This is a genomic window from Pseudarthrobacter sp. PS3-L1 (genome assembly GCF_030063285.1).
GTDB lineage: Bacteria > Actinomycetota > Actinomycetes > Actinomycetales > Micrococcaceae > Arthrobacter.
In genome coordinates, this window is sequence record NZ_JASISU010000004.1 from 113,428 (window position 1) to 139,729 (window position 26,302).

At 63.2% G+C, this 26,302-nt stretch carries 24 protein-coding genes and 2 tRNA genes; 18 read left to right on the plus strand and 8 right to left on the minus strand.

Going from position 1 to position 26,302, the window contains the following annotated elements; all coding sequences use genetic code 11:
• Window positions 1–10: 10 nt before the first annotated feature.
• Window positions 11–1,171 (minus strand): SLC13 family permease, encoded by a 1,161-nt coding sequence (locus QMG79_RS11825; RefSeq protein WP_283539241.1) that lies wholly within the window; start codon window positions 1,169–1,171, stop codon window positions 11–13.
• Between the two features lie 215 nt (window positions 1,172–1,386).
• Between QMG79_RS11825 and QMG79_RS11830 the strand changes: the two genes are divergently transcribed.
• The gene (locus QMG79_RS11830) at window positions 1,387–2,772 is read left to right on the plus strand and encodes a cystathionine beta-synthase (protein ID WP_283538811.1); all 1,386 of its coding nucleotides are present in this window, start codon (window positions 1,387–1,389) and stop codon (window positions 2,770–2,772) included.
• Window positions 2,773–2,783: 11 nt separating this feature from the next.
• Window positions 2,784–3,971 carry a cystathionine gamma-synthase gene (locus tag QMG79_RS11835; RefSeq protein WP_283538812.1) on the plus strand — a complete coding sequence of 396 codons (1,188 nt, stop codon included), beginning with the start codon at window positions 2,784–2,786 and terminating at the stop codon, window positions 3,969–3,971.
• 98 nt (window positions 3,972–4,069) lie between these two features.
• Here QMG79_RS11835 and QMG79_RS11840 read toward each other — a convergent pair whose 3' ends face one another.
• The 3 genes from QMG79_RS11840 to QMG79_RS11850 are packed head-to-tail and all read right to left on the minus strand — an operon-like array spanning window position 4,070 to window position 7,295.
• Complete coding sequence (locus QMG79_RS11840) at window positions 4,070–4,987, minus strand: carbohydrate ABC transporter permease (RefSeq protein WP_283538813.1); 918 nt, start codon at window positions 4,985–4,987, stop codon at window positions 4,070–4,072.
• Complete coding sequence (locus QMG79_RS11845; protein WP_283538814.1) at window positions 4,984–5,961, minus strand: carbohydrate ABC transporter permease; 978 nt, start codon at window positions 5,959–5,961, stop codon at window positions 4,984–4,986. Before QMG79_RS11845 ends, QMG79_RS11840 begins: the two co-directional genes overlap by 4 nt.
• Window positions 5,958–7,295: an ABC transporter substrate-binding protein gene (locus QMG79_RS11850; RefSeq protein WP_283538815.1), complete on the minus strand. Its 1,338-nt coding sequence runs from the start codon at window positions 7,293–7,295 to the stop codon at window positions 5,958–5,960. Before QMG79_RS11850 ends, QMG79_RS11845 begins: the two co-directional genes overlap by 4 nt.
• 149 nt (window positions 7,296–7,444) lie before the next feature.
• On the opposite strand from QMG79_RS11850, the gene QMG79_RS11855 reads away from it, so the two are divergent.
• The 3 genes from QMG79_RS11855 to QMG79_RS11865 all read left to right on the plus strand — a co-directional run bounded on the left by QMG79_RS11855 (window position 7,445) and on the right by QMG79_RS11865 (window position 9,605).
• Window positions 7,445–8,056 (plus strand): TetR/AcrR family transcriptional regulator, encoded by a 612-nt coding sequence (locus QMG79_RS11855; protein ID WP_283538816.1) that lies wholly within the window; start codon window positions 7,445–7,447, stop codon window positions 8,054–8,056.
• A 71-nt stretch (window positions 8,057–8,127) separates the two neighbouring features.
• Window positions 8,128–8,916, plus strand: a complete 789-nt coding sequence (locus QMG79_RS11860) for an SDR family oxidoreductase (protein ID WP_283538817.1) — start codon at window positions 8,128–8,130, stop codon at window positions 8,914–8,916.
• Between the two features lie 107 nt (window positions 8,917–9,023).
• Window positions 9,024–9,605 (plus strand): dihydrofolate reductase family protein, encoded by a 582-nt coding sequence (locus QMG79_RS11865; protein ID WP_283538818.1) that lies wholly within the window; start codon window positions 9,024–9,026, stop codon window positions 9,603–9,605.
• Between the two features lie 120 nt (window positions 9,606–9,725).
• Here the strand turns inward: QMG79_RS11865 and QMG79_RS11870 are convergent, their stop codons facing one another.
• Window positions 9,726–11,042, minus strand: a complete 1,317-nt coding sequence (locus QMG79_RS11870; RefSeq protein WP_283538819.1) for an ATP-binding protein — start codon at window positions 11,040–11,042, stop codon at window positions 9,726–9,728.
• A gap of 344 nt (window positions 11,043–11,386) precedes the next feature.
• Complete coding sequence (locus QMG79_RS11875; protein ID WP_283538820.1) at window positions 11,387–12,355, minus strand: DMT family transporter; 969 nt, start codon at window positions 12,353–12,355, stop codon at window positions 11,387–11,389.
• Window positions 12,356–12,469: 114 nt separating this feature from the next.
• On the opposite strand from QMG79_RS11875, the gene QMG79_RS11880 reads away from it, so the two are divergent.
• The 6 genes from QMG79_RS11880 to QMG79_RS11905 all read left to right on the plus strand — a co-directional run bounded on the left by QMG79_RS11880 (window position 12,470) and on the right by QMG79_RS11905 (window position 18,481).
• On the plus strand, window positions 12,470–13,123 hold the full coding sequence (locus QMG79_RS11880; protein WP_283538821.1) for an MOSC domain-containing protein: 654 nt from the start codon (window positions 12,470–12,472) through the stop codon (window positions 13,121–13,123).
• Window positions 13,124–13,515: 392 nt separating this feature from the next.
• Window positions 13,516–15,627 (plus strand): DEAD/DEAH box helicase, encoded by a 2,112-nt coding sequence (locus QMG79_RS11885; protein ID WP_283538822.1) that lies wholly within the window; start codon window positions 13,516–13,518, stop codon window positions 15,625–15,627.
• Between the two features lie 196 nt (window positions 15,628–15,823).
• Window positions 15,824–15,895 (plus strand) — tRNA-Thr (locus QMG79_RS11890).
• A gap of 62 nt (window positions 15,896–15,957) precedes the next feature.
• Window positions 15,958–16,031 (plus strand) — tRNA-Met (locus QMG79_RS11895).
• A gap of 132 nt (window positions 16,032–16,163) precedes the next feature.
• Entirely contained in the window at window positions 16,164–16,814 is a 651-nt protein-coding gene (locus QMG79_RS11900) for an SDR family oxidoreductase (RefSeq protein ID WP_283538823.1), read from the plus strand.
• A 92-nt stretch (window positions 16,815–16,906) separates the two neighbouring features.
• Entirely contained in the window at window positions 16,907–18,481 is a 1,575-nt protein-coding gene (locus QMG79_RS11905; protein WP_283538824.1) for a Na+/H+ antiporter, read from the plus strand.
• Here the strand turns inward: QMG79_RS11905 and QMG79_RS11910 are convergent.
• Window positions 18,465–19,622, minus strand: coding sequence for an ROK family transcriptional regulator (locus QMG79_RS11910; protein WP_283538825.1), 1,158 nt, complete (start codon window positions 19,620–19,622; stop codon window positions 18,465–18,467). The two genes, QMG79_RS11905 and QMG79_RS11910, sit on opposite strands and share 17 nt — an antisense overlap.
• Before the next feature lie 143 nt (window positions 19,623–19,765).
• Between QMG79_RS11910 and QMG79_RS11915 the strand changes: the two genes are divergently transcribed.
• From QMG79_RS11915 to QMG79_RS11945, 7 genes are all read left to right on the plus strand, one after another.
• On the plus strand, window positions 19,766–21,472 hold the full coding sequence (locus QMG79_RS11915) for a glycoside hydrolase family 13 protein (RefSeq protein ID WP_283538826.1): 1,707 nt from the start codon (window positions 19,766–19,768) through the stop codon (window positions 21,470–21,472).
• Window positions 21,473–21,658: 186 nt separating this feature from the next.
• Window positions 21,659–22,522, plus strand: coding sequence for an HpcH/HpaI aldolase/citrate lyase family protein (locus QMG79_RS11920; RefSeq protein ID WP_283538827.1), 864 nt, complete (start codon window positions 21,659–21,661; stop codon window positions 22,520–22,522).
• 25 nt (window positions 22,523–22,547) lie between these two features.
• Complete coding sequence (locus QMG79_RS11925) at window positions 22,548–23,495, plus strand: DUF2797 domain-containing protein (protein ID WP_283538828.1); 948 nt, start codon at window positions 22,548–22,550, stop codon at window positions 23,493–23,495.
• Window positions 23,496–23,544: 49 nt separating this feature from the next.
• Window positions 23,545–23,769, plus strand: a complete 225-nt coding sequence (locus QMG79_RS11930; RefSeq protein WP_283538829.1) for a DUF3188 domain-containing protein — start codon at window positions 23,545–23,547, stop codon at window positions 23,767–23,769.
• A 46-nt stretch (window positions 23,770–23,815) separates the two neighbouring features.
• On the plus strand, window positions 23,816–24,274 hold the full coding sequence (locus QMG79_RS11935) for an FAS1-like dehydratase domain-containing protein (protein ID WP_283538830.1): 459 nt from the start codon (window positions 23,816–23,818) through the stop codon (window positions 24,272–24,274).
• 2 nt (window positions 24,275–24,276) lie between these two features.
• Complete coding sequence (locus QMG79_RS11940) at window positions 24,277–24,714, plus strand: MaoC family dehydratase (RefSeq protein WP_283538831.1); 438 nt, start codon at window positions 24,277–24,279, stop codon at window positions 24,712–24,714.
• Window positions 24,711–25,796, plus strand: coding sequence for a UDP-N-acetylmuramate dehydrogenase (locus QMG79_RS11945; protein ID WP_283538832.1), 1,086 nt, complete (start codon window positions 24,711–24,713; stop codon window positions 25,794–25,796). Before QMG79_RS11940 ends, QMG79_RS11945 begins: the two co-directional genes overlap by 4 nt.
• On the opposite strand, the gene QMG79_RS11950 is transcribed toward QMG79_RS11945, so the two are convergent.
• Complete coding sequence (locus QMG79_RS11950) at window positions 25,779–26,276, minus strand: hypothetical protein (protein WP_283538833.1); 498 nt, start codon at window positions 26,274–26,276, stop codon at window positions 25,779–25,781. The genes QMG79_RS11945 and QMG79_RS11950 overlap by 18 nt on opposite strands.
• Between the last annotated feature and the right edge of the window lie 26 nt (window positions 26,277–26,302).

The following is a 26,302-nucleotide window of genomic DNA, read 5'->3' on the forward strand; positions in this document are numbered from 1 at the left end:
AGTGGGACCTTCACGGCATTCCTGCGCCCAGCCATAGTGCCAGCACTGCAAGGGGTACAACGAGGACGACGGCGGCCAGGCCAGCAAGGGCAAGCGCCCCGGCACGGACGGGGACGTTGAGCGCCCGCAGCCGTTCGAGCCACAGCAGCGTAGCAAGGGAGGCCCACGGTGTGAGGAGGGGCCCAAGGTTCACACCAATCAGCAGGGCCGCGAAACGGACCGGGGAGCCGGCCAGGGGTTCAAGGGCCAGGTATGCGGGCAGGTTGTTCACGGCATTGGCTGATCCCGCGCCCACGCCAGCGAGCTGCAGCAGGGCGGGAAACGATTCGCCCGTGCCAGCCACTCCGGCCAGCACCTCCGTCAGGCCGTGGGCGTGGAGCGCCTCCACAACCATGAAAAGCCCGCACGTCAGCAGCAGGGGGCGCCAGGGCACCATGGTCCAGCGCAGGACGGATCGCTGGCGCACAAGGAACAGGACCAGCAGGGTGAACGCTGCGGCCCCGGCCGGGTAGGCCACAGGAAGGCCCGACACCAGGAGGGGGAGCAGTACCGCCAGGACTCCGGCAGCAGTCCAGAACAGCGTGCGGTCCGTTATTCCCTCCGCAGGGCGCTGCCGATACGTTCCGGACAGGTCCTTGCGGAACATCAGCCACAGAAGGGCCACCGGTACCACGATTCCCACCAGCGCGGGAGCCCAGACGAGGCGAACAAATGACGCTGGATCCAGTGCGAGGCGATCCTGGGCCAACAGGTTGGTCAGGTTGGAAACCGGCAGGAGAAGGGACGCTGTATTGGCCAGCCACACGGTGGTCAGGGCAAACGGCAGCGGTGGGATCTTGGCATGCAGCGCAAGCAGGACCACCACCGGCGTCACCAGGACGGCCGTGGTGTCGAGGGACAGGAACACAGTGGAAACGGTGGCAAGCGATACCACCAGGAGCCACAGCAGGAAAACCTTCCCACGCCCCAGGACGGCCAGTCGTGCCGTCACCGCGCGGAACAGGCCGGCGCTGTCCACCAGTTCGGTCACGATCGACATTGCGACCACGAAGGCCAGGATGGGAATTGTCCTGCCGGCAAGAACCTGAAAATCCTGCAGGGGAAGAAGACCTGTTAGCAGTGCTGCCAGGCCGGCAAGGGCTACTGCGACCGGAAACGCATAGCTCTTCAGGAGGCCCTTCCAGCGCAACCTTCCCGGGCTTTTCCTGCGGTCCGTGATGGGGCCTTGCGTGTTCTTCACCGCATGATCTTCCCATCCCAAGAGCGACCTGTCTGTGCAGGTGCCCACCAGCTACGCCCGCAGAGCCGCGCGGCGGCGCTCCGTGGGCCAGTCCCAAGGCCCCCGTTCGTCAGCGCCGGCTGCGTGCAGGCGGTAACTTTGTAGGTATGAAGTACGCCCAGTCCATCCTGGACCTCATTGGCAAGACCCCACTCGTCAAGCTCAACCATGTGACCGAAGGCATCTCCGCCACCGTCCTGGTGAAGCTGGAATACCTTAATCCTGGCGGATCCATCAAGGACCGCATTGCGGTGAACATGATCGAAACCGCTGAGCGTGAAGGCAAGCTGCATCCTGGCGCCACCATCGTTGAGCCCACCTCCGGCAATACCGGTGTTGGCCTGGCGCTGGTAGCCCAGCAGAAGGGCTACAAGTGCGTTTTTGTGGTCCCGGACAAGGTGGGCGAGGACAAGCGCTCGGTGCTCAGTGCCTACGGCGCTGAAGTTGTGGTCACGCCAACGTCGGTCCCGCCGGAGAGCCCGCAGAGCTATTACGGGGTGTCGGACCGTCTGGTCAGGGAAATTCCCAACGCCTTCAAGCCTGATCAGTTCTCCAACCCAGCGGCCCCGGCCAGCCATTACCAGAGCACCGGTCCGGAAATCTGGGAAGACACTGACGGCAAGATCACGCATTGCATCATTGGTGCAGGTACCGGGGGGACCATTACCGGAACGGGGCGCTACCTGAAGGAGGCCTCTGCCAACAGGGCAGCAGCCGACGGTGGCGTGGTCAAGATCATTGGTGCGGACCCCCAGGGTTCCGTGTACTCCGGCGGAACGGGCCGGCCCTACTTCGTCGAGGGTGTGGGCGAGGACATGTGGCCAGATAACTATGACAAGGGTGTGGCTGACGCCGTGATCGCCGTCAACGACGGCGAATCCTTCGCCATGACCCGGCGCCTGGCACGCGAGGAGGGCCTTCTGGTGGGCGGCTCCTCAGGAATGGCTGTGGTGGCTGCGCTGGAAGTCGCCCGTGATCTGCCGGCCGACGCCGTCGTCGTCGTCATTCTCCCCGACTCCGGCCGCGGCTACCTGGGCAAGATTTTTAATGACCAGTGGATGCGCTCGTACGGATTCCTCTCCAGCGGTGAGGAAGAATCCGTAGGGGAGGTCATCAAACTCAAGAACGGCGATCTGCCCGATCTGGTGCACATTCATCCCAATGAGACGGTTCGTGACGTCATTAACATCATGAATGAGTACGGTGTAAGTCATATCCCCGTCCTTTCCCAGGAACCCCCGGTGGTCATGGGTGAAGTGCTTGGCTCTGTTGACGAACGCACGCTGACTTCCAAGCTGTTCCGCAACGAAGCCATGCTGACGGACAAGATTTCCGAGCACATGCAGGCGAGACTGCCGGTGATCGGGTCGCTGGAATCCATTTCAGCAGCCCGCAAGCTGCTCTCCGAGTCTGACACCCTGATGGTGACTTTTGTGGGCGCGCCCGTGGGTATTCTGACCCGGCACGACCTCCTGGCCTACCTCAGCAACTGAAAGCGAGCACCATGGTTATCTCAGAGAATTCAGGTTTTAATACCCGCGCCATTCACGCCGGGCAGGCTTTCGAGCCGCGGACCGGCGCGGTGGTTCCACCCCTGCACTTCAGCTCCACCTATGCCCAGGACGGTATTGGCGGGCTCCGCGAAGGGTACGAATACGGCCGCAGCGCGAACCCCACCCGTGACGCACTCCAGGAGCAGCTTGCTGCGCTGGAAGGCGGTTCGCACGCATTCAGCTTCAGCTCGGGCCTGGCTGCTGAAGACGCGCTGATCAAAGCGCTGATGCGTCCTGGCGATCACATTGTGTTGGGCAACGACGCCTATGGCGGAACGTACCGCCTTATCAACGGTGTCCTGGGGGACTGGGGTATCGGTAACACCGCAGTGGACATGGCTGATCTGGACACTGTCCGTGCAGCCGTGGCCGCTGGTGGTACCAACGGTGGCAGCACCCGTTTTGTGTGGGTGGAGACGCCCTCCAACCCGATGATGAAGGTGACCGATATTGCCGCTCTGGCAGAGGTGGCACACGACGCCGGGGCCCTCCTGGTAGTTGACAACACTTTCGCATCGCCCTACCTGCAGACGCCGCTGGCTCTGGGGGCGGACATCATTATCCACTCCACGACGAAGTACATTGGCGGGCACTCCGACGTGGTGGGTGGTGCCGTTGTGGTCAACGACGCCGAACTGGCCACCAAGGTTGGCTTTGTCCAGTTTGCTGTGGGTGCTATTTCCGGTCCCATGGATGCCTTCCTCACCACGCGTGGCCTGAAGACGCTGGGGGTGCGCATGGACAGGCATTCCGACAATGCAATGGCGGTTGCGCAGTGGCTGGAGGGCCGTTCGGAGGTGGAGGCCGTGCATTACCCCGGCCTCCCGTCGCACCCCAGCCACGAACTGGCCAAGAAGCAGATGAAAAAGTTTGGCGGGATGATCTCCGTGCAGTTCAAGGGTGGCGCCGCTGCTGCACGTAAGGTGGCGGAGTCGACGTCGGTGTTCACGCTTGCTGAATCACTCGGTGGCATTGAATCCCTCATGAACTACCCGTCAGAGATGACACACGCCTCAGTCAAGGGCACGGAGTTGGCAGTCCCCGAGAACCTGATCCGGCTCTCCTGCGGCATCGAGGATGTTGCTGACCTGATTGCTGACCTGGAGCACGCCTTCGCCGCCATTGGCTCAGCTAGCTAGCTGACGCGCGCGAGCCCTAAACGGCAGATGGCACGGTGCTGCAGTTCCCTTTGTGAGGACTGCAGCACCGTGCCATCGTTGCGTCGTGGGTGTTTTTCCTACTTCACCGAACCCTCAGTGAGTCCACCACGCCAGAAACGCTGCAGGACCACCATGGCAATGCCCAGCGGGATAATCGAGAGCAGGACGCCACCGGTGGTGAGCTCGTAGAACTCGGGGAGCCTGTCCACCTGGCTCAGCCAGTTGTTCAACCCAAGCGTGATGGGGTACAGGTTCGAGTCGGAGAGCATGACCAGCGGCAGGAAGTAGTTGTTCCAGATGCCGACCAGCTGGAACAGGAACACTGTCACCAGCGCCGGCGTCAGGACACGGAGGCCGATGGTGTGGAAGATCCGCAGTTCGCTGGCACCGTCAAGGCGGGCGGCCTCCATCAGTGAGGTGTCCACTGTGGCCTGGGAGTAGATCCTGCAAAGGAAGAGGCCAAAAGGGGAAACCAGGGAGGGCAGCAGGACACTCCAGTAGGTGTTGGCGATCCCCATCTGGCTGAAGAGGAGGAACAGCGGCAATGCGGTTGCGGTTCCCGGAACCAGGACTCCGCCCAGGATGGTGCCGAACACCAGGTTCCGTCCCCTGAATTCATACTTGGCCAGTGCGTAACCGCCAGCAGCTGCGAAGTAGGTAGCCACCAGGGCGCCGACGCCGGCATAGAGAACCGAATTGAGGAACCACTGCAAGAAGATGCCGTTGTCGTAGGAAAGGACCCGGGAGATGTTCTCCCACAGGGCAAAAGTGGGGGCAAACCAGAAACCGTTGGTACCGAAAAGGTCCGCCGTGGACTTGGTGGCAGCAACCACCACCCAGTACACCGGGACCAAGAAGTACGTGGCCACGACCACCAGCACTGCAGTGACGATGATAGTCGAGGACCGGCGCTTTCCGGCGGAGCGGTCCTTGGTGGCCCGGGAAGCGCGGACAGTAGTGTCCTTCGTCGTCTTGGGATTCGCGGTGGTGGTCATGAGGACTTCCTGTTCGTGAATTTGAGGAAGACGAAAGACAGCGTGAAGGCAGCCAGGGCGATCAGGACCGCCTGTGCTGCGGCCACGTTGTAGTCGTTGTAGGCGAACGCCGTTGTGTAGGCGCTGAGGTTCGGCGTGTATTGGCTGTCGATTGCCGGCGCCACGGTTTTGAGGACCTGCGCCTCCGCGAAGAGCTGCAGCGTTCCAATGATCGAGAACACGGTGGTCAGTACTAGGGCCGGTCGGATCAGGGGAAGCTGGATGCTGGTGGCCACGCGGAGGGTCGATGCACCGTCAACCTTGGCAGCCTCGTAGAGCTCGACAGGGATGGACTTGAGCTGGGCCACAATAATGAGCATGTTGTAGCCCGTATAGCTCCAGGTCACAATGTTGGCGATGGACCACAGGACGGTATCAGGTCCCAGGAAATCCGGGCTGAGGCCGAAAACACCCGCAATATCCAGGAGCGGGCTCAGGCCTGGAACGTACAGGAAGGACCAGAGGATGGTGGCGATAACCCCTGGGACACCGTAGGGCAGGAAATAGGCAGCCCGGAAAAAACCCGGCCACTTGGCGGAGCCTGATTCGAGCATCAGGGCCAGGACTGTACAGAGCACGATCATAAACGGCACCTGGACAACGCCAAAGAGCAGCATGCGTCCAATCGAGGCGACAAAACTGCCATCGGAGAGCGCCTGGGCGTAGTTGCTGAAGCCTGCGAACCCGCTTGTCACACCGGCTTCTCCGAACAGGCCACTCCGGGTGACCTTGGTGAAGCTGGAAATGAGCGCCACGATGATGGGCAGGATGAAGGTCAGCAGGAACAGTGCCAGAAAAGGTGCCAGCAGTATCCAGGGCGCGCGGGCCGTGGCGCCCGTCCGGTGTGTGCCACGGGCGGCTTTGGTGGGAGTCCGCTGGCCGGGGCGGTCTTCCTGGCGAGGCTGCGCACCCGCGGTGTGGGACGTCGTCGTCATGACGCCTCCTTTCGGATGGTGAGGCCCTTGTTCCTGAAGACGGTCATGATTTGCTGCTCCGAGGTGACGATTGAATCCATCAAGCTGGTACCTGATGCTTTTTTCCGGAACCCGTCACTGAGGATATTGAATGACTGCTGGGTGACTGGCCACCAGCTCCAATCCTGGTTCTGGGCAGCCGAGGCGGGGACGAAGATTTCCTCGTTGTAGCGCTGGCCGCTGAAAAACGGTGACGGCTCAAGCCGTGTGGTGCCGATGAACTCTGGGGCTGGTGACCAGCCGATTCCGCTGTTGAGAATCATGGCGTCGATGCCTTCTTTTGACGTGGTCATCCAGGTTGCAAATTCCAGGGCTTCCCTGGGGTGCTTGCTGTTGGCGAGAACCGCTGCTGTGGAGCCACCCAGGTAGGACGAGCCATATCCGGTACTGCCCCATATGGGCATGGGTGCAACACGCCATTTCCCTTCGCCGCCGCTGACGCCCTGGACCAGTGCATCGCCCCAGCTGCCTGATGTGACTGAGCCGATCCCGCCCTTGGCCGCAGCCGCGAACCAGCCGGGGGAGTACGCACCATAGCCGGTCTGGACGATGTCGTCCGTGATGGCTTTGTCGAAGAACCTGGCAACGTCCATGGTGGCGTCATCTGTCATGTTGATGACCCAACCGTCTTCTTCTGCCTTGAGCCAGTTGGCGCCGGCTTGCGTTGCGAACGCCGTAAAGACTGAGGCATCGGCGAGCGGGAAGCAGTCCAGGTAGGCATCCTGCGTGCGCAGTTCCTTGCCTACGGCCGCCCATTCCTCCCAGGTAGCAGGAGGTTGGGCGCCAACCTTGGCGAGGACCTCTGGCTGGTAGAACATGCCCATGGGTCCGGCGTCCTGGGGGATTCCGTAGGTTCCGCCGGCGTACTGTACCTGCCCCCACAGCGTCTTGTCGTAGCGGGAAGCGTATTCTTCGGCACCGTAGCGGGAAAGGTCGACCAGGCCGTTGACCAGCACGAATTCCGGGATGGTGCGCAATTCGATCTGGGCGAGGTCCGGGCCCCCACCGGCTGCCAGGGCAGAGTACAGCTTTTGGTAACCACCGGCGTTGCCGCCTGGAATCCATTCGACATTTACCTGGATCTGGGGGTTCGCCGCGTTCCAGACGTCTGCAACGTTCTGGAGGTCCTTGAGCCACGCCCAATAGGTGATGGTGACGGGTTCTCCGCCCGCAGCCGGAATGACCGGTTTGGTGTTGACGGAGGTAACTCCGGGGGTAGCGCAGCCGGTCAGGATGCCCAGTGCTGCTGTTCCGAGGCCTGCGCCAAGGAGCTGTCTTCGCGATAATTGCGCCATGTGCCTTCACTTCGTTGTGTTCGAAACCAGTGCCGACGACTGTGACATGCGGCACCCCGTTGCCAGGTGAGAAAAAGGCTAACACAAAAGCCGAGTAGCCACTCGAGTTTCATTCTGCGGCCGTCCGCAACGGCTGTACACTGCTTGCCATGAGCACTAAAACGGGGAGCGTACCCGCCCGGCGGGGGCCGTACGCGAAGTCGACCCAACGGCGGGAAGCCATTCTCGCGGCGGCGCACTCGGTGTTTGCCACGCGGGGCTACCGTGGTGGCACCCTGCAGGAGGTTGCTGACCGCGCAGGCATGAGCCAGACCAGCCTGCTGCACTACTTTCCTTCAAAAAGCAGCCTCCTGATGGGTGTGCTCACGTGGCGTGACATGGTCAGTGGTGACGGTGCGCCGGCGCCCGACCTTGAGTCGTCGATTGTTGATTCGGTGCTCAAGCAGGCGCGTTTCAACGAGGGAGTGCCAGGGGTCCTGGAGCTTTACACGGTGCTGTGTGCCGAGTCGCTGACTGAAGGTAACCCGGGCCGGCAGTTTTTCGTCGACAGGTTTGCGCAGCTTCGACGCAACTATGCCCTGCAGCTTTCTGAGTTGGCCGTTGCGGGGAGGCTGCGGCCAGGAGTCGATCCTGACGTGGCCGCCGCATCACTGGTTGGCTTGTGGGATGGTATCCAGACGCAGTGGCTGCTCGCTCCAGGAAGCGTGGACATGTCCGTTTGCCTGAATGCGTACCTCAACCTGGTGCTGTTGCCCGAATAGGGTCGCGCCCGCCGTTGCCCCCCCCCTCGCGGAACTCGGGGTTGCGCCTGCGTCCAGCTAGGCTGAACGCCATGGACGTTACCCCCAGTGAAGGTTCCGGTGCAGAGGCAACCACCCGCAGGAAGGTGCTGGTCACCGGCGTAGGCCGGATGGCAGGAATTGGCGCAGGGGTGGCGAGGCAGTTGGCTGCCGAACAGTGGGACCTGGTGATCACGTGCTGGCCCGCCTATGATCACCGGTTGGGCCTAGGGCAGGAGCCGGACGACGTCGAACGGCTGGTGGCGGAACTTGAGGCCATGGGTGCCGCCGTGCACAGCCTGGAAGCCGATTTTGAGGCCCCGCTCGCCGTCGAGGAATTGATGGCACAGTGTGCTGGGGCTCTCGGTCCCCTGGACGGGATGGTGCTGAACCACACGGAGAGCGTGGATTCGGGAATCTTGGACACCACCGCGGAGTCTTTTGACAGGCACTTTGCCGTGAATGCCCGGGCAGGCTGGCAGCTGATTGCCGCTTTCGCCAGGCAGGTGCCGGACTCAGGTGGCGCAATAGTCGCGCTGACCAGTGACCATACCGCTTTCAACCTGCCCTACGGGGTGTCCAAGGGTGCCCTGGACCGGATTGTGCTGGCGGCAGCCCGGGAGCTTGGCCCGTTGGGGATCTCTGCCAATGTGCTCAATCCCGGTCCGGTAGACACGGGGTGGATGAGCCCTGAGGTACGGGAGTCAACAACGCGTCAGCAACCAACCGGGCGGCTGGGCACCCCTGCAGATGTGGCGCCCACCATTGGGTTCCTGCTCTCACCTGCCGGTCGGTGGGTTTCCGGGCAGCTGATCAAGGTAGACGGCGGGTTTTCGGCCTAGGAAGTGCCCAGGGCTCCAGTGCAACCCTGCAAATATGGCCAAGAACGCACTTGCCGGTGCCGCCCTGGCGCTGTAAAAATGAGTCACACGTCCAACTGGAGGCACCCATGGGCAAGCTGATCTACGCGGCCAACACCTCTCTTGATGGCTATCTTGAGGACGAGGGCGGCTCCTTCGACTGGTCCGTGCCAGATGAGGAGGTGCACGCCTTCTGGAACGAGCACGAGCGGAGTATCAGCACATCGCTTTACGGCCGACGGATGTACGAGACGATGCGCGTCTGGGACAACGACGACTGGTTGGCAGAGGAGCCGCCGGTCGTTCAGGAGTATGCCCAGATCTGGCGCGATGCCAACAAGGTCGTGTACTCCTCAACGCTCCAAGAAGTTTCGACTCCGCGCACCAGGATTGAGCGATATTTTGAACCCGACGCGGTTCGACAGCTCAAGGAGTTGGCCGCCTCGGATGTGAGCATCGGCGGCGCGGACCTCGCTGCACAGGCATTCCGGCACGGTTTGATCGATGAGTGCGTGCTGCTGATGTGCCCCGTCCTGGTAGGTGGCGGCAAGCCGGCGCTTCCCCGGGGTATCCGACTGGACCTCGAACTAGTGGAGCATCGAAGGTTCGGCAACGGTGTGGTCTATGTCCGCCACGCGATACGGAACGCAGCCGTTCGGATGACCGGCTAGCGCCAGCTACGCGTCACGTCGACAGAATTCTTTCTGAGCGCATAGCGCTCACGTCGGCTCTGACACTGTCGGCACGGTCACTGCGCACAGGTCGACGGTGAACCAAGCCCGGCACTTCGTCTAGACCCGGCCGAGCGAGTCTATGTCCTCAAGGAACTGCTGATGGACCGCTTCGCTCACGGTAGTCCTCGTATCCAAGATCGCGTCAACGTAGTCCTGCGTCGATGGTCCCTTGCGCGCTTCCGCGCTGGTCGACCTCGTGCCGCTGTATGCCTGGCCATCATCGTCGTAGACCGCCTTTTCCAGTGCTCGTTGGGAGGCGCTCCGTGCCGCATATTCTATATCCGCAGGGGAGAACCCCTCGGTACGGTCCACCAGAAGCCCCACGTCCACGGCGTCCACCACTGCGGAGGGAATGAAGCGTTGCCACATGGCCTCGCGCGCCTGACGGTCCGGCAGGCCGATCGGGATCACGTAGTCGAAACGGCCGTGGCGCAGGAATGCAGTGTCCAGGGCACGGATGAAGTTCGTGGCGCACACCAGCAGCCGGCCAGGCTGTTCGCGGAAAGCCGGGATGATCTTTAGGAGTTCGTTGGTGACGCCCTGGAGCGGCGACGGCGGTTCACCTGAGCGCTGAGACGCGATCTCCTCCACCTCGTCGATAAAGACGACGGCGTGTTCCAGTTCCGCGATCTCCAGGAAGGTTTCGCGCAGGGCGCCGGCCAGGCCCTTGGGATCGGCGGCGAGCCGGGAAGGAAAAACCTCTACGAACGGCCATTCAAGCCGGGATGCGATCGCTTTAGCGAAAGTGGTTTTGCCTGTCCCGGGGGGACCAAAGAGAACAACGGCGCGCGGTGGCACCACGCCGTACTCGTCGGCGAGATCGGCCTCGGCCAGAGGCAGGACCAGGCGGCGTTCGAGGAGTTTCTTTTCGTTCCGCATGCCGGCGACATTTTCCCAAAGGTCGCGGGCCAGGATGCGGCCGCCAAGCTGGCTCAGGGGCCCGAGTTCCTGGCGCTGGACCGGGATTTTCCGTTCGAAATAGCGCAGGTTTTTCTTCAGGACGAAGCCGTGGCCCAGGAATGCTTCCACCCGGGTCTCGGATTCCGGTATCAGCGCGGAGAGCTTGTTCAACCCGTGCGGCGCCATCCGATTCTCGACGGCGGCCAGGAGCGAGGTTCCAATTCCCTTGCTGCGGTGCTCCGGGAGGGTGGCGAGGAAGACGATCCAGCCCTGGTCATGGGCGGCACGTCCAACGGCTGCACCCACGATCTCATCACCGTGGACCGCCACCACGGCGTGGTCCTTTTCGCAGGAGGCCAATACTTCAGGAAGCGCGTAGACCGGCTCCACATTGGTGGCCTTGAGTGACTCCCAAAGATGCAGGATGCCATCAAGATCGGAGGAGTGGAAATCCCTGATTCGCCAGGCTGCCATCACGTGTGTCCCGTCGTATTCGTCATTGAGCTAACGGTAATTTTGGGCTAGCGGTAACTTTTTCTGCTGGGGTTCAGATCTCACGTGGCATCCAGACCAGGATGACTGCCATTTTTCCTACCCCGCAGCTCCCCGCGCTCGCACCCGGGGTCTGGCGTATCTTCCGGGAGCGCTTCAAGGAACTGCCCTGCTTCATGATCAGGCACGGCACATCGGGAAACAAGACATGCGCACCAGGATCAGTGCATGCTCCGGCCACTTGGACCATGTGAAGGCGGTGGCGTGGTCGACCCGAGCCGCAGAATGGCGGCAGGGCAGCAGTGCGCAATCCCGGCGTGCAGTACCTAGGACCGTTCCCGGTGTCCACGCCGGAGCAGCCGCAGCTTTCCCTGGCTGGTCAGGATACCGAGCACCACAACGACTCCGCCCACGGGCTCGTTCCAGTGCAGGACTTCGCCGAGGACAAAGATGCCAAGCACCACGCCAACAAGGGGTGTCAGGTACGTGACGGTGGATGCGGCGGTTGGCCCCCAGGTGTCAACGATGATGGTCATCCAGATGTAGGCGACGCCGGTACCCAGCCCGCCAAGGGCCAGCATGCTCAGTACCACCGACGGATCGAGGGAGATTGGCTCGAAGGCAATGAAGGGCGAAAGTAGCACCATGATGACGGCGGCGAGGGAAATTTCCACCGCGGAGATGACAACAGGGTCGTAAGAGTGCGTTCCCAGAACAAACTTGCGCAGGTAGACGAATGCAATGCCATAGCAGAGTGTTGCGCCGAGGCATGCCAGCTGCGCGGGGACTGACTCATGGATCGCTGGATCCCCGAGTACCCGCCACGGTCCGACCACGAGCGCGACGCCAAGGCCACCAACAAAAATTCCACCTATTTGGAGCCGGCGGAGGCGTTCCTTGGGCAACGCAATCGCTCCAACCGCAAGCGTCATGATCGGTGTTGTCGCATTCAGGATGCTTGACAACCCAGAGGGCAGAAACTGGCCAGCCCAGGCGAACAGGAGGAACGGTGCGACGCACAGGAACACTGAGACAACTGCCAGGTGCGCCCACAGCCGGCGCTCGCGGGGCCAGCGCCGCCGAGTGAGCAGCATGATGAGGCACAGCGTTGCGGCTCCCAGAACCAGCCTTGAGAGTGCGACCTGCGAGGGCGCCAGTCCCGTGAGTCCGGTTTTCATGAACAGGAAGCTGGCGCCCCAGATCAGTGCGGCCCCAAGGTAGGCGAACAGAACTCGGCGGGAGGCAGGCGCCTGCATACCAGCCGCGGGGATGACTTGTGTTTCGCCAGCGGCCATCGCATGCTCCTTCTCTGGGTGAGGTATCGGCCCTGTGCATCGTAGCCTGCGGCAAAGTCAGGGAATGCCTGGCAGAAGCTCCGCGCAGCCGTCTGCCGGCCCTACACTGAATCCATGACTACCGGGTCCGTTCTGGCCATCTGCCGCGTCCACCAGCTCCTGAACGATTCCAGCAGTGTTGGCGTCACGGCTATCGACAAGCGTGCAGTGGAGGGTCCGGTGAAAGTCCACAGGTTGGGCCTGACAGGCGATATCCAGGCGAACAGGGTCCATCATGGCGGGCCGGATCAGGCAATTTACGCCTATTCACAGGAGGATGCCGACTACTGGTCCGCGGAGCTGAACCGTGAGGTGACGCCGGGGATGTTCGGTGAGAACCTGCGCATTGCCGGAGTCCAGGTCACTGGCGCGGTCATAGGGGAGCGATGGCGGGTTGGCACCGCTGTGGAGCTCGAGGTCACCTCTCCGCGCACCCCCTGCGCCACGTTCCAACGGCGTATCAAGGCGCCGCAGTTGGTCAAGCGGTTCACCGAAGCGGGCCGGGTGGGCACCTACCTGCGGGTCATCCGCACGGGCACCATCCAAGCGGGCGACGCCGTCGAACGCTTCCACGTCCCCACCCATGGCGTCACCATCGGAGAGTGGTTCAGCGAACCAAGCCTGGCCGCCGTCGCCAGCCTCAGGGCTGCAGAATCGGCGGGGGAAATCCGCCTGCAGGAGAGCTTCCACTCGGCGTTCCGCACACTGGGGCGTCGGTTGGGTGCCTAAAAGGCTTCTGCACCGCGTGTGCCGAAGCTCACCGCACCTGCCTGTGACAATGATTGGCCTACCGGCAGGGCTGTGCCGTACACTTGAAACATCCCCCACTCCGGAAATCCCTTATTTCCTGCCCAATTGTTGAGGCAGGACTGGCAAGTGTTGGGGCCCGCGATCTTGAAGCGGGCATTTTCATAGGGAGAGCCGGTCAAAGTAAACGCTGTACAGACTGCTGGGATAGCAGCCAAGAGATGCAGCGGGAAGTCCTGCCACGGGATTGCGAAAGCGCCGGACTTCTATGTGACCGGCCGGTCAATGACAGCCCGGCATCCACGCGTCACGTGAACTGCGGCTCCGCTCACCTTGGGTTGTGCTGCTTGCCCCCTATGGATGAGGAAACTCCTATGCCCGAAAACCACAATGATGACGTCCAGACCGAAAATGTAGCGTCCGACGCCGTCACCACCACGGAAAACAACGCCCCTGAGGACGTTGTCACCGAAGCCGTTGTCGCCGAGAAGGCGGCCCCGGAAACTGCTGTCGCCGAGAAGGCAGCCCCGGCTGCTGAAGCAGCGCCTGCAGTCGCCGCAGAGCCCGAAGAAGACGTCGTCAAATTCGTTGACCTTGGCATTGATGAGCGTGTCCTGGCCGCCCTGCAGGATGTTGGCTACGAGAAGCCCTCACCCATCCAGGCCGCCACCATCCCGCTGCTCCTTGAGGGCCGCGACGTCGTGGGCCTGGCACAGACCGGTACCGGCAAGACCGCAGCATTCGCTGTTCCTGCCCTGTCCCGACTGGCAGAACTGCACGACCTCAACGGCCCTTCACGCAAAACCCAGGCCCTGGTTCTGGCACCTACCCGCGAGCTCGCGCTTCAGGTTGCCGAGGCCTTCACCTCCTACGCCAAGCACATCGACGACTTCACTGTCCTTCCCGTCTACGGTGGCTCCGCCTACGGACCGCAGCTTGCTGGCCTTCGCCGCGGTGCCCAGGTGGTTGTTGGGACCCCCGGTCGCGTGATTGACCACATCTCCAAGGGTTCATTGGATCTCTCCGAACTCCAGTACCTGGTACTGGACGAGGCCGACGAGATGCTGCGAATGGGCTTCGCCGAGGATGTTGAGCAGATCTTCCAGCAGACTCCCGAGTCACGCCAGGTTGCCCTGTTCTCCGCCACCATGCCGAGCCAGATCCGCCGGATGTCCAAGCAGTACCTGAACAACCCTGCCGAGATTTCGGTCAAATCCAAGACCACCACCGGCGCCAACACCCGCCAGCGGTACCTGCAGGTCATGGGACCGCACAAGCTCGATGCCCTCACCCGCATCCTTGAGGTTGAAGAGTTCGACGGCGTCATCGCCTTCGTCCGGACCAAGATGGCTACCGAGGACCTGGCTGACAAGCTCAAGAGCCGCGGCTTCCAGGCTGCCGCCATCAACGGTGACATCCCGCAGCAGCAGCGCGAGCGCACTGTCGACGCACTGAAGGAAGGCCGCATCGACATCCTTGTGGCCACCGACGTCGCCGCCCGTGGTCTCGACGTGGAGCGCATCAGCCACGTCATCAATTACGACATCCCGCATGACACCGAGTCCTACGTCCACCGCATTGGCCGCACCGGCCGTGCCGGGCGTTCAGGCGATGCGATCCTGTTCATGACCCCTCGCGAGAAGTACCTGCTGCGCTCCATCGAGAAGGCCACCCGCCAGCCGGTCGAACAGATGCACCTGCCCACCGCAGAGACCGTCAACACCCTTCGCCTGGGGAAGTTCGCCGAGAAGATCACCGAAACCCTGCAGTCGCAGGATGTCTCGGCCTTCCGTGACCTGATCTCCTCCTACGAGGAAGAGCACAACGTCCCCGCAGCCGAGATCGCCGCAGCACTGGCAGTCATGGCCCAGGGTGGACAGCCGCTCCTGGTCAAGGAACTCCCCGCTGCTCCCGAATTCCAGAAGCGCGAACGCGCCAAGGACGGCTTCGGTTCACGCGGTCCTACCCGCACCCTGACCGAGGGCAACGCTACCTACCGGATCGCCGTGGGACGCCGCCAGCGCGTCATGCCGGGTTCGATTGTTGGCGCCATTGCCAACGAGGGTGGCATCTCTTCGGCACAGATCGGCGGCATTGACATCCGCTCGGACCACTCCCTGGTGGAGCTCCCGGCAGACCTCAGCCCCGATCAGCTCAAGGCGCTGTCACGCACCCGGATCGGTGGCGAACTGATCCACCTCGAGCTGGACAACGGCCGCAAGCCGTCCTCCGGTGGCGACCGCGGCGGTTACCAGGGTAATCGTGGCGGCGACCGTGGCGGCTACTCGGGTGGTGGCGACCGTGGTGGCGACCGCGGCGGCAACTTCAAGGGCAACGGCGGCTTCAAGAAGGACTTCCGCAAGACCGACGGCGAGCGCTCCTCAGCTGACCGTGGCGGACGGTCCTTCAGCGAGCGCGGCAGCTTCGGCGGAGATTCACGCAAGCCCCGCACCGAAGGCGGCTTCAAGCCCCGCAACAAGTGGTAGCCACCTGCTGCTGCAGGTGATCCGATAGCACCGCCGATGGACCAGCCTACGGGCTGGTCCATCGGTATTTGAGGCGACGTCACGCCCCACACAGGCCTGCACAAGACCCCTTGCAGTGGGCCACTTCACATGGCGGGGAGCGCTGGCGCCGTCGATTTGTTGGAGCGTCAAACGTCCGGTAGAGTATTCATTCGTTGCCCCCCTAGCTCAGTGGTAGAGCGCGTTCTTGGTAAGAACGAGGTCACCGGATCGATTCCGGTGGGGGGCTCTGAATGAGGGCCTGTGTCAAGGCGGTTTTTGACCGGTTTGATGCAGGTTTTTCTCATTCGTGGCGGTGTAGCTCAGTTGGTTAGAGCGCACGACTCATAATCGTGAGGTCGGGAGATCGAGCCTCCCCACCGCTACAGACAAGACCCCGTGGGCACCGCCTGCGGGGTCTTTTTTGTGTCTCTGGGAGAAGGCAGATATCCGCGGGCAGATTGCGCTGTGAGCGCACGTGGCTGGCCAGTCCCGGGTTGCCGTGCCAACAATGGATGATGACACGAATCGCAATCATTGGCGGCCACGGAAAAGTGGCCCTGCACCTGTCCAAGCTGCTGGCCTCCGAAGGCCACACTGTCACCTCCTTCATCCGCAAACCTGAGCAGGCATCGGATGTTGAAGCAACGGGTGCCACGGCAGCAATGCTGGACATCGAGAACGCGTCCACCCAGGACATTGCCCATGCGCTCAACGGCCAGGAGGCCCTTGTCTGGTCGGCGGGGGCGGGCGGCGGGAGCGCAGAACGCACGTATGCCGTGGATCGGGACGCAGCCATCCGTTCCATGGAGGCCTCCCTCGCTGCAGGCGTGAAGCGCTATGTCATGGTGTCCTACCTGGGTGCGGGACCGGACCATGGCGTTCCCGAGGACAACAGCTTTTTCTCCTACGCCGAGTCCAAAGCCGAGGCGGACGAGTTCCTGAAGGGCACCGCGCTCTCCTGGACAATCCTTGGTCCTGGTTCACTCACGGACGGACCTTCCACAGGGCTTATTGAGCTCAACCCCTCCAAGGACGCTGACAACGGAACCTCACGCGCCAACGTTGCCGTAGTTGCTGCCGCGGTCCTGGCAAGCCCGGACACAGCACGCCGGACCATCGAGTTCGTGGACGGAACCCACACGGTCCAAGAAGCCCTGAACTCCTGATCCCCGGGTCCAGGAGCAGCTTCTCCCGCTAGAGTATAAACGGCGTCCGGCCACCAGGCCGGGCGCCGTTTGCTTGCGCGAAAGGCCATGCCATGGAGCAATTGACAGTGATCGTTGGGCTGCTGCTCGCCACTGTGGTGGCAGTTGGCCTAGGAGATAGGCTGCGGCTGCCGTATCCAGTGCTGATGTTGCTGCTGGCCGCAGCGCTGACCTTCATTCCAGGGTTCCCGCCCCTGGACTTCCCGCCGGAGCTGATCCTTCCGATTTTCCTGCCACCCTTGCTTTTCGCGACCGCGCAGCGCAGCTCATGGTCTGTCTTCCGGCTGCGGTGGCGCACCCTGATCCTGCTCGCCGTTGCCCTGGTGGTGGTTACCACTGCCACTGTTGCCGGAGCAGCTTGGCTGCTGATCCCCGGTATTGGCTTGCCTGCGGCTATTGCCTTGGGTGCCATGGTGGCTCCACCCGATCCGGTAGCAGTTGAGTCCGTCTCTGGCCGGGTCCGCATGCCCCGCCGCCTGACCACCGTCCTGCAGAGCGAGGGCCTGTTCAACGACGCCGCCGCGATTGTGATCTTCCAGGCGGCGGTTGCAGCGACGCTGGATGGCAGTCCGGTGGGGCCCGACGTCGTCCTCCAGTTTGTGCTCGGGGCGGCCATTGCGGTGCTGGTGGGAGTCCTCATGGGATGGTTTACTGCCGTCATCACCAAAATTGTCACCTCGATGGTGGCCCGAAGTGCAGTGACCCTGGTGGTGCCCTTTGGGGCATACATCCTCGCCGAGGAGCTGCACGCCTCCGGGGTGATCGCCGTGGTGGTGACAGCGCTGGAACTCCAGCGCCACTCACGCGCCCAGGACGCCGCTGAGAGGCTCACCAGGGCAGCATTCTGGGATGTGGTGGAACTGCTGGTGACGGGGCTGGCTTTCGGGCTGATGGGGCTGGAAATCCGCGAGGTGGTCCAGGGCCAAGGCGCAGACATTGTTCCGATGATCGGTGTTGCGGTCCTGGTCTGTGTCCTGGTTGTCCTGGTGCGTTTCCTGTGGATCGGGTTGCTTGCACTCAGCTCACGGGCGGGCCTGCACCTGTTCCAGGCCACCAGTTTCAGGGAAGTCCTGATCCTTACCTGGTGTGGCATGCGCGGGCTCGCCACGCTGGCGCTTGCCCTGTCCTTGCCGCTGGCGTTGGATGACGGCACGGACTTTCCCGCACGTGATTACCTGGTAGTCATTTCCTGCGCCGTGCTGCTGACCACCCTGGTGCTGCCCGGCCTCACCCTGCCCTGGCTGATGCGCGTCCTCAAGGCCTCCGCTGACGGCTCCGCCGAGGACGACGCTGTCCGGCACCTGTCTCGCCGGGCCCAGGACGCGGCCCTTGCAGCCCTCAGGCAGAATGAACTGATCAAGGACCTGCCCGAGGACACCCGCAAGGCACTCAAGGCGCGGATGAGTAGGCTCCACACAGACCTTGCGGAGGACAATCCGGAACGGGAGCGGTCCATGGCGAAGCTCAAGCAGGGACGCGAGCTTGCCATCGCCATCCAGAGCATCGCCCTGGATGCGGCTCGTCAGGAGGTTGTGGCAGCGCGCAATGAGCGAGGCGTGGACCCGGAGATCGCTGACCACGTGCTCCGGAAGCTTGACCTGCGCACCATGCTCATGCCGGGGGAGTAGCGGGCAGCCTTACGTCCAGGGTGTGTGTCTCCACAAAGTCGAGGGCGTGACGAACGGCTCCAACCGTGACGATTCCATCGCCCAGCGCGGAGACTGTGACCCTGGGTGGGGTTGGGCTCAGCTCTGCCAGCCTGGCTGTCATGGCCGGGAGCAGGACTCCTGCCGACTCCGCGACGGCTCCACCCAAGACCAGCTGTTCAGGGTTGAGGAGGCTGGACAGTGCCGTAATGACGCGGGCCATCCTTTCGGCAATCCTGGCCAGCACAGCCGCCGATGCGCAGTCACCCCTTGCGGCTGCTGCAAATACCTCGGCGGGTTCCGTACCAGGGACGGGCGCCCACTCCCGGACCAGCGCAGCGATCCCGGCGGTGCTGCCCACGCCCTCCACCAGTTCCAGGAAACTCATTTCGCCAGCCGCGCCGCGTGCGCCGTGGAGCAGCCGGCCGGACTCGATGATCCCGGCCCCCAGCCGTTCGCTGGCCAACAGCACCACCAGGTGGTCCACTCCGGTGCCGGTGCCGCGCCATCTTTCCCCGAGTGCGGCAAGGTTCGCATCGTTCTCCAGCAGGACCCGCCAGCCGTGGAGGTCGTGCAGCGCTGACCGCAGGCCGACGTCGAACTGGCGCCAGAACGGTTGGCTCGCCAGGAGCGTTCCGTCGTTGCTGACCGGTGCAGCCAGTCCTGCCGTCACCGCAAGGACCGAGGCGGCGGTGCTTCCGGCATCGTCCAGCGCAGCCAGGCACACTGTGTCGATGACGCTGATGCGTTCCGCGGCCACGATCTGGGTGTCACGGCAGCTACGGCTTGCCGTCCCCAGGATTGTTCCCCGTAGATCAGCCACTGAGGCAGTGGTTGTTGCTGCCCCGATGTCCACCCCCACCACCACCCCTGCCATGGCGTTGAGTTCGAACCGCCTGGCCGGGCGGCCGGCACCCAATGCGGCTCCGGAAGCGACAACTTCCGTGATCCAGCCGCGCCGGACCAGGTCTTCGCTGACGGCGATGACCGAGGCGCGGGTGAGGCCAGAAGCCGCCATCAGCTCCGTTGCCGTGGCTTCCTGCGTGCCGCGAAGGTGGGTCAGGACGGCCATGGCGTTAACGCGCCGCAGCAGCTGCGGGGTGGCTGCACCAGAGTCTGTCATTGTGTCCTTGACCGTCGACGGGCTCGCGCCCCATACTTGGGAGTGAATATATTTAGATTATATCTAAATTATCCGCACTCAGCGTCTGCAGACAATCACTGCTCGCTGCTGCTTCATCCACCACGGCCCAAAGGATTGATCGCTTGTCCACGTCCGCCACTTTGGCAAACCTGTCCGATGACCCCCGCCTGTCTGATCCCAACTGGTGGCGCCAGGCCGCCGTGTATCAGATCTACCCCCGCAGTTTTGCCGATTCCAATGGGGATGGCCTGGGCGACATCAACGGCATCACAGCAAGGGTGCCCTACCTGAAGAGCCTGGGAATCGACGCCGTCTGGCTCAGCCCGTTTTACCCATCCGCCCTTGCGGACGGCGGCTACGACGTTGATGACTACCGCGACGTGGATCCTAAGCTCGGTACGCTGGATGACTTCGCCAGGCTTTCCACGGCACTGCACCAGGCTGGCATCAAGCTGATTGCGGACATTGTCCCCAACCACTCCTCCAACCGGCACGTCTGGTTCCAGGAAGCCCTGGCCGCGCCCCGTGGGTCAGCGGCCCGGGAGCGCTACATCTTCCGCGATGGCCTCGGCCCCAACGGTGACACCCCGCCGTCGGACTGGGAATCAGTGTTTGGCGGACCCGCCTGGGAGCGTATTACGGAACCCGACGGCACCCCCGGGCAGTGGTACATGCACATTTTCGCCACAGAGCAGCCGGACCTGAACTGGGCCAACCGGGAAATCCGTGACGACTTCCTGAAAACCCTGCGCTTCTGGTCAGACCGCGGCGTGGACGGCTTCCGCGTGGACGTAGCGCACGCGCTCACAAAGGACCTCAGTGAACCGCTCAAGTCCAGTTCGGAGCTGACCGCAGCGAACACCGGTACGGACGGCTTCCCCGACGGCACACACCCGTTCTGGGACCGAGACGAAGTCCACGAGGTCTATACCGAGTGGCGTGAGGTCTTCAACGAATACACCCCGCCGCGGACCGCCGTGGCTGAAGCCTGGGTGCACGCCAGCCGGCGTGCCCGCTATGCCAGTCCCGAAGGACTGGGCCAGGCCTTCAACTTCGACCTCCTGCAAGCACACTTCAACGCTGGCGAGTTCCGCGAGATCATCACCCGCAACCATGAGGAAGCCCTTGCCACCGGAGCGTCTTCCACATGGGTCTTCTCAAACCACGACGTCGTCCGGCACGCCACACGGTATGGCCTGAGCACCGCGGACGGCAAGGACGTGGGTGGCCAGGACGGCAAAGGCTGGCTCCTCCGCGGGGCTCCGGCCAACGAGGTGGATGCGGCACTGGGGCTGCAGCGGGCCCGGGCAGCATCCTTGCTCCTGCTGGCACTGCCCGGTTCCGCGTATCTCTACCAGGGAGAGGAACTCGGCCTGCAGGAAGTGGGGGATATTCCCGACGCTGACCGGCAGGATCCCACGTTCTTCCGAAACAAGGGTGTGGAAGTGGGCCGTGATGGTTGCCGCGTGCCCCTGCCCTGGACCGCAGAGGGGCCTTCCTTCGGTTTCGGTGAGGGCACAGCACACCTGCCGCAGCCCGAGTGGTTTAGCGGACTCGCGGTAAAGCAGCAGGACGGTGTGGCGGGCTCAACGCTCGAGCTTTACCGCGAGGCTCTGCGGCTCCGACGCGAGCTCCAGGGTGCGGAGGAAATCGAATGGCTCGCTAACGCCAACCCCGACGTCCTGCACCTGCGGCGACCCGGTGGATGGCAGAGCGTGACCAACTTTGGCTCCGACCCTGTGGAACTTCCTGCCGGCGAAGTGCTCCTGAGCAGTGCTCCGCTGCAGGACTCACTGCTGCCGGGCAACGCCACGGCCTGGTTGCGCTGACCTTTGCGGCCCAACGGCCTGGGACCACTGAGAGCGAGACGCGCTCTTAGTGGTCCCAGGCCGTGTGTGTTGGACCTTTTGTGGTGCTCGGTCACAATTGGTCCCGTGGGGTTTTTGTTCGTATTGGTCGTCACAGCTTCCGGGGCTGCGTCGCAAACTGCTCCTGGGTAAAGATACGGTAGAACCATGACGTCTATGCCTGCCACCGAGACCACTCGGCCCGAACGCTCCATCCCTGCTGACATTGCCCGCTCCTGGCTGCTGGTTAATGCCATGAAGACGGAGCTGTTTGATCAGGCAGCGGGTTCCCGGGCCGACGCCATCATCCTGGACATTGAGGACGCGGTGGATCCGTCCCAGAAGGACGAAGCACGCCGGAACGTTATCGATTGGCTCACCGCCGGCGGCAAAGCCTGGGTGCGTATCAACGATGCCACCAGTCCCTTCTGGGCTGACGATCTTTCGAACCTCCGCGGCACCCCGGGCCTGCTAGGCGTCATGCTCGCCAAGACAGAGTCAGCTGACCAGGTCACGGAAAGCTTCCACCGCATGGACGGCAAGACCCCCGTCATCGCGCTGGTTGAATCGGCGCTCGGCATCGAGGAAGCGAACAACATCGCCAAGGCGCAGGGTGTGTTCCGCCTGGCATTTGGTTCCGGTGACTTCCGCCGCGACACAGGCATGGCAGCAACACCTGAGGCCATGGCCTATCCCCGTGCCAAGCTGGTGGTTGCCAGCCGTGTGGGCAACCTGCCCGGTCCCATTGACGGCCCCACCGTGGGTACCAACCACCCGATCCTGCGCGAGCAGACCGGAATCACTGTCACTATGGGCATGACCGGCAAACTTTGCCTGGCAATCGACCAGACCAGCGTCATCAACGAGGTCATCAGCCCCACACCCTCTGACACGGCGTGGGCCACGGATTTCATGGCCGATTTCGAAGCCAACGGCCGTGTCATCCGTGACGGCTCAGACCTGCCCCGGTTGGGACGCGCCGAGAAGATCATGAAGCTCGCTGTGGCCTTCGGAGTACAGCCTGCCCTCTGAACCGACCACCGCATCCACCGACCCCGTGAACCGTTTTGTGGTTCACGGGGTTTTTTGGGATGGGCCGGCCGCGCTGGGGGAGACCGCCGACGGCGGCAGCCCCGCTATCGCGCTCCAGGCCCAGCGGGATTCGAGTGGGGCAGCCCTCCACGCGATGGCGCTTGAGCCCGGAACTTCACTGGGTTTTCGGGTTCTTCCGGGACAGAAGTACTGCCTGGGGCATGTGCTGGTGTATTCGGCCATCAAGCGCGAGCATGTCCTGTGTCCTGATGGTGCGCAGGCCGTTCGCGGATACCAGTGTCAAAGGTGTTTTGTTGCCGACAACGCCCGCCTGATCCACGATTTCCATCGGGGTGGCCGGGTACCGCCAGGCCTGCGTGACTACCTCATGGCGCAGCACTGGCTCTACGTCGCCACCTTCGCCAACGGGGACAGCAAAGTAGGCACCGCCTCGCACCCGCGCAAGTGGAACCGGTTGGCAGAGCAGGGAGCCGTGGTTGCGCGATACATTGCGCGGGCCGATGACGGGCGGGTGGTCAGGCTGCTGGAGGACATGGTGACGCGGGACGTCGGGCTGGCCCAGCAAGTACGCGCTGTCACCAAAACCGCTGCGCTGACCTCGCCGCAGCCCGCAGGTGACCTGAAACGCCGGAATGCGGCCAGTGTCCGTGCAGCGCAGGCAGTGCTGATGACCACGGCGATCACCGGCTTTGACGTAGTTGATGAAACGTGGGTGCGGCCCCGGCAAGCTGCGGTGCTCTGCGCTCCGGGCAACAGGTTGCGTTACCCGCAACCACTGGATGCTGGCACGCATGGCTTCACCGTGGCCAGCCTCAGCGGCAGCCAGGCGCTGGTCCGGGTTGCCGGCGCAGAGGTGGACTTTGTGGTGGACCTGGGGGCGCTCAAGGGCCGGCTGGTCGAGTTGGGCAATTTCACCACAGAGGTCCCATCCCTGCAGGAAGCACTCTTCTAGGGTTCCTCCCACGGTCTGCGGCCGCTGCAGGCCTGGCTAGACTGAGACCATGCTGAACGAATTTTGGGCGACTGCCTCCACCACGTACAAGCGGGTGGTTTTCGCGGCCATGGGCCTACTGGGACTGGGCCTGGTCCTGAACATTGTGGGCAACATTGCGGGCTACCGCGAACTGGCCATCACAGCGCTGTTTGTTATTGGCGCTGGCTTGGTGCTGCACCTGCTCGGTATTGGCATCCGCGCCCGTGAAGTCTCACGCAGGCTACGGAAGTAGCTCCGGCTGGGGCGCTGGCGCAGGGCTGGGCGATAAGCTGGAAGGCATGAGTATCAATCCGGACCTGCAGGGCCGCAGCTATCCTGCCGCAGAGACCTACGACGTTGGCCGCGAGAAAATCCGTGAGTTTGCCCAGGCCGTTAAGGCAACCCATCCGCACCACTACGATGTTGCCGCAGCACAGGCCGCCGGGTATCCCGACCTTGTTGCGCCACCCACGTTTGCCATCATCGTGGCCCAGCGCGCGGACGCGCAACTGATCGAAGATCCGGGGGCCGGGATCGATTTCTCCCGTGTTGTTCATGCAGACCAGCGCTTTACGCATCACCGGCCCATTTTTGCCGGCGACAGGCTGGCCGCCGAACTCCATGTGGACGGTGTGCGTGCCATGGGTGGCGGTGCCATGCTGACCACCCGCTCCGAGGTTTTCGCACTTACCGCAGCGGGCCGCGAACCTGTCACAACCACCACGTCATCCATCCTGGTCAGGGGAGAGGGACAGTAAACATGAGCCCCACACTTAACGAACTCAGCGTTGGCCAGGACATCGGCACCCGCAGCATCGCGCTGACGCGGCAGGATCTGGTCAAGTACGCCGGCGCGTCCGGCGACTTCAACCCGATCCACTGGAACGAAGCTTTTGCAACCTCCGTTGGCCTCCCGGGAGTGATAGCGCACGGCATGTTCACCATGGGAGCAGCCGTCCAGCTGGTGACCGATTGGGCAGACGGCGCCGCCGCCGTCGTCGACTACCAGACCCGGTTCACTAAGCCGGTCCTGGTGGCCGACTCGACCGGAACGCCCGACGCCGGTGCCACCCTTGAGGTGACAGGCACCGTCGGGGCGCTTGATCCCGAGGGTGGAACGGCACGGATCGACCTCACCGTCATGGCTGGCGGGTTGAAGGTCCTCATGAAGTCCCAAGCCATTGTCAGGTTTGCATGAGTGGGGTCCAGCTTTCCGAGCTGACCACCGTTGGTGTTGGCGGGCCAGCTGGCCGGTATGTCAAGGCCACGTCCGAAGCCGAGATCATCGGCGCCGTCCGCGACGCCGATGCTGCTGGTGAGCAGGTCCTCATCATCGGCGGCGGCTCCAATCTGGTGGTCGGGGACAGCGGCTTTGCCGGCACTGTCATCCACATTGCATCCGAGGGATTCACCGTCAATGCGGAGGATTCCTGTGGCGGGGTGGCAGTGGTGGTCCAGGCTGGCCACAACTGGGATGCCCTGGTCCGCCATGCAGTCATGCACGCATGGTCAGGGATCGAAGCACTGTCCGGAATTCCCGGCTCCACCGGTGCAACGCCTGTGCAGAACGTTGGCGCCTATGGCTCAGATGTATCCCAGACCATCGCAGCCGTGCGTACGTGGGACCGGCAGCGCAACGCTGTACAGACCTTCACCAACTCCGAGCTTAAGTTCGGTTACCGGGATTCCCTCCTGAAGCAGACAACGCTCGGTGGCTCACCGCGCTACGTGGTCCTGACAGTTGAGTTCCAGCTTCCGCTGGGCCGGATGAGCGCCCCGGTACGCTACGCCGAACTGGCCCGGGTGCTGGGCGTGGAGCCTGGCCAGCGGGCATACTCCAATGATGTCCGCCGGGAAGTGCTCCGGCTGAGGGGCTCCAAGGGTATGGTCCTGGACGCTGCTGACCGGGACACCTGGTCCACCGGGTCATTTTTTACCAACCCCGTGGTGGACGCTGAGGTGGCGGAATCCTTACCTGCGGATGCCCCAGCATTTCCGTCGGGCCAGGAAGGTAAGGTCAAGCTTTCTGCTGCCTGGCTGATCGAAAAGGCCGGGTTTGGTAAGGGCTACGGCCTGGACGCAGAATCAGTCTCCGGCGGCCGCGCCGCACTCTCCACCAAGCACACTCTGGCCATCACCAACCGGGGCGACGCCTCAGCTACCGATCTGGCCGCCGTCGGGCGTGCTGTGAAGGCAGGTGTTGCCGAGCGCTTCGGCATCGAGTTGTCCCCGGAGCCTGTCCTGATCGGCGTCGAGCTCGGCTCAGGGCAGGGTACCTGAGCCGAGCACGTCCGGTGGGCCGGGTCGGCGGCTGGTCACTGCTGCACCCAGCAGTGCTGCGGTCCAGCCGATCAGGGCGAAATAGGCGCCCAGGAAGAGGAAGATCGAGAGACTCGCCTGCCTGGCTGATATTCCTGCCGCGATCAGGAAGAGGACTACGGCAAGGACTGTGATGGTGGCCGCCGCCGCAACCAGGCATTTACCGCACCGTGGCTGGTGCTTCCAGTCGCGGAGCACCCGGACGCGGCCGCGACCCACACGTACGCCGGGGAAGAGCACTGCATAACCTCCGCCAAGGCTTAGTGCCAGGGACGGCATGAGCAGCCAGTCGGAGCTGGTGTCCGTGAGGGGCAGGCCGCGAGCGCCGTCCAGCACCTGGGGAACGCCAAGCGCAAGTCCACAGACCACGGCTGCCGTTCCCACGCGCATCCACAAGGTGGTTTTGGCCGGCACTGATCCCCACAAACTCCCCAAAGTCATTCCATTACCCTACCGAACATGGGGAT